This window comes from Micromonospora sp. LOL_015 (assembly GCF_048060275.1).
Lineage (GTDB): Bacteria > Actinomycetota > Actinomycetes > Mycobacteriales > Micromonosporaceae > Micromonospora_E.
In genome coordinates, this window is record NZ_JBHMIO010000162.1 from 1 (window position 1) to 644 (window position 644).

Consider the following 644-nt stretch of genomic DNA (forward strand, 5'->3'; position numbering starts at 1 on the left):
CGGGCGAAACTCACCGAGATCGTCAAGGCCCGCGCGCCACGCATGGGCGCCCGCCTGGTCGACCAGATCCTCACCGCGCTCGACGCGCAGACCGTCGTGGTCCCCGGCACCACCGCCGCCGAGACCGTCCTTCCCCGACTCGCCGACAGCCTGCGTGACCTGCTGCGCCAACGCGACCAGGTCGCCGAACAGGTCGAAGGGATGCTTGATGCGCACCCTCTTGCCCCGGTCCTGACCTCGATGCCCGGCATCGGCGTCAGGACCGCGGCCCGCATCCTGCTCGAAGTCGGCGACGGCACCTCGTTCCCTACCCCCGGCCACCTGGCCGCCTACGCCGGCCTGGCCCCGGTCACCCGCCGCTCCGGCACCAGCATCCGGGGTGAACACCCACCCAAGGGCGGCAACAAGCAGCTGAAACGCGCGTTCTTCCTGTCCGCGTTCGCCGCGCTCGCCGACCCACTCAGCCGCGCCTACTACGACCGCAAACGCGCTGAGGGCAAGAAGCACAACGCCGCCCTCATCTGCCTCGCCCGCCGCCGCGTCGACGTCCTCCACGCCATGCTCCGCACCCAACGCCCATACCAGCCCAAACCGGCGGACGAACCCCGCCTCGCCGCTTGACACAACCCATAGGGACACCCCCC

Annotated in this window: 1 protein-coding gene; it reads left to right on the plus strand. The window is 71.0% G+C overall.

What is annotated here, in order from left to right; all coding sequences use genetic code 11:
* Positions 1 to 621 (plus strand): transposase (locus ACFHWU_RS29285; RefSeq protein WP_416592323.1); only part of this gene is annotated, 621 nt, incomplete at its 5' end.
* Between the last annotated feature and the right edge of the window lie 23 nt (positions 622 to 644).